The organism is Arthrobacter sp. Bi26, from assembly GCF_918697925.1.
In the GTDB taxonomy this organism is placed as follows: Bacteria; Actinomycetota; Actinomycetes; order Actinomycetales; family Micrococcaceae; genus Arthrobacter.
On the sequence record NZ_CAKKMF010000194.1, the window covers coordinates 1 to 2,340 of the forward strand.

Consider the following 2,340-nt stretch of genomic DNA (forward strand, 5'->3'; position numbering starts at 1 on the left):
GAGTAGCGCCCCGCCCGGGACCGTTCAGGAAAATTAGTATCAGAAACCAGCAACCACGACGCTAGTTGTGCCCTATGCCACAAGCCTAATCTTGAGGAACATCAGCGGGGCACCCGGCATCAAGCCCCTAGTCCCGCTCACCGCCCCGCACCTGACACAGCAGTCGGAGTAGGGCAGCATTGCACCCCCTGAAGAACAAAGGAGTCCTTGAATGCGCGCAAAATTACGCGTTCCCGCATTGGCCGCAGGTGCCCTGTGCGTGGCGCTGAGCGCCTCGGCCTGTGCAGGCGCCGGCGGCGGCAATTCCGCAGGCGATCCGAACAGCATTAATGTCCTGATGGTCAACAACCCGCAGATGGAGGACCTGCAGCGGCTCACCGCTGCTAACTTCACGAAGGACACCGGCATCCGGGTCAACTTCACCGTCCTGCCGGAAAATGACGTCCGCGCCAAGATCAGCCAGGAATTTTCGAGCCAGGCCGGACAGTACGACATCGCGTCACTTTCCAACTATGAGATCCCGTTCTACTCCGCCAACGGGTGGCTGGCGCCCTTGGACAACGTGGCCCAGGATGCCGAGTTCAACCAGGCGGACATCCTGCCGGCCTACACCGCTTCCCTGACCGGGAAGGACGGCAAGCTCTATGGCGAACCGTTCTACGGCGAGTCCTCCTTCCTGATGTATCGGAAAGACATTTTCGATGCCAAGGGCCTGACCATGCCGGAGAAGCCGACATGGGACGAAGTCGCGGCCCTGGCCGCCAAGGCTGACGGCGCAGCGCCCGGGATGAAGGGCATCTGCCTGCGCGGCCAGCCGGGCTGGGGCCAGGTTTTCGCGCCGCTGACCACGGTGGTGAACACCTTCGGCGGGACCTGGTTCGACAAGGACTGGAATGCGAAGGTCAACGCTCCCGAATTCACTGCAGCCACGGAGTTCTACACGAAGCTGGTGCGAGAGCATGGTGAAGCGGGGGCCGCGCAGGCCGGTTTCACCGAGTGCCTGAACAACATGAGCCAGAGCAGGGTCGCCATGTGGTACGACGCCACCTCCGCAGCCGGCGCTTTGGAAGCCGACGCCTCCCCGGTGAAGGGAAAGATCGGTTACGCACAGGCCCCGGTGAAAGAGACCAAGTCCTCGGGCTGGCTGTGGACCTGGTCCTGGGCCATGCAGGCGGCCTCGAAGAAGCAGGACGCTGCCGGGAAGTTCATCGCCTGGGCCAGCTCGAAGAAGTACGAGGAGCTCGTCGCGTCCAAGCTCGGCTGGTCCAAGGTCCCGTCCGGCAAGCGCATCTCCACCTACGAGAACGCCGAGTTCCAGAAGGCCGCACCGTTCTTCAAAGCCGAACGCTTTGCCATTGAGAACGCCGATCCGACTAACCCCGGTGTCCAGCCGCGGCCGGCCGTCGGCATCCAGTTTGTCGGTATTCCCGAGTTCGCCGCCCTGGGCACACGGGTGTCCCAGGGCGTCAGCTCCGCCATCGCCGGCCAGGGCTCCGTCGCCGACGCGGTGGCCAAGGGCCAGGAAGCCGCACAAAAAGTCGGCGACAAGTACAAGTAGCAACAACCGAACCGCAGGAGAACATCATGACTACCGCAACGGCGCGCGTCTCCCGCCACGGGAGCGAGACAGCCACACCTTCCAAGAACGCCAGGGCGCGGGAACGCGCCATGGACTGGGCACGGCGTGCACCGCTGCTGCCGGCCCTGGTCTTCCTCATCGTCGTCACCCAGCTTCCGTTCGTGGTGACCCTGATCATCTCGTTCATGAACTGGAACAGCCTGAGCCCAGACAAGACCGGATTCGCTGGTTTTGAGAACTACATCCAGGTTGTCACCGACCCTTACATGCTGCAGGCGATCGTCACCACCATCATCGAGACCGTCTCGGTGGTTCTGGCCAGCCTGGTCCTTGGCCTCGGCCTGGCCCTGCTCCTGGACAAGAAATTCATCGGCCGCGGCCTGGCACGGACCCTGCTGATCGCACCGTTCCTCATCGTTCCGGTTGCCGCGGCCCTCATCTGGAAGCATGCCATCCTCAACCCCGTCTACGGCCTGATCAACGGCACCCTGACCTGGGTTTGGTCGCTCTTCGGCAGTGACACCCCGCCCCAGCCTGACCTGCTGTCCCAGGCACCCCTGATGGCCATCATCTTGTCGCTGGTCTGGCAGTGGACCCCGTTCATGATGCTTATCCTGCTTGCCGGTCTCCAGTCCCGCCCGATGGATACCGTCGAAGCCGCACAAATGGACGGGGCACGTCCCTGGGATATTTTCCGCCACCTCACGCTGCCGCACCTGCGCCAGTACCTGGAACTCGGCGGACTGCTCGGAGCCATCTAC

At 63.1% G+C, this 2,340-nt stretch carries 2 protein-coding genes; both read left to right on the forward strand.

The window, feature by feature from the left end:
- Positions 1 to 211: 211 nt before the first annotated feature.
- Positions 212 to 1,558 carry a sugar ABC transporter substrate-binding protein gene (locus LQV16_RS23380; protein WP_229996213.1) on the forward strand — a complete coding sequence of 449 codons (1,347 nt, stop codon included), beginning with the start codon at positions 212 to 214 and terminating at the stop codon, positions 1,556 to 1,558.
- 26 nt (positions 1,559 to 1,584) lie between these two features.
- Positions 1,585 to 2,340, forward strand: a 756-nt coding sequence (locus tag LQV16_RS23385) for a sugar ABC transporter permease (RefSeq protein WP_229996214.1), incomplete at its 3' end; no start/stop codon positions are given.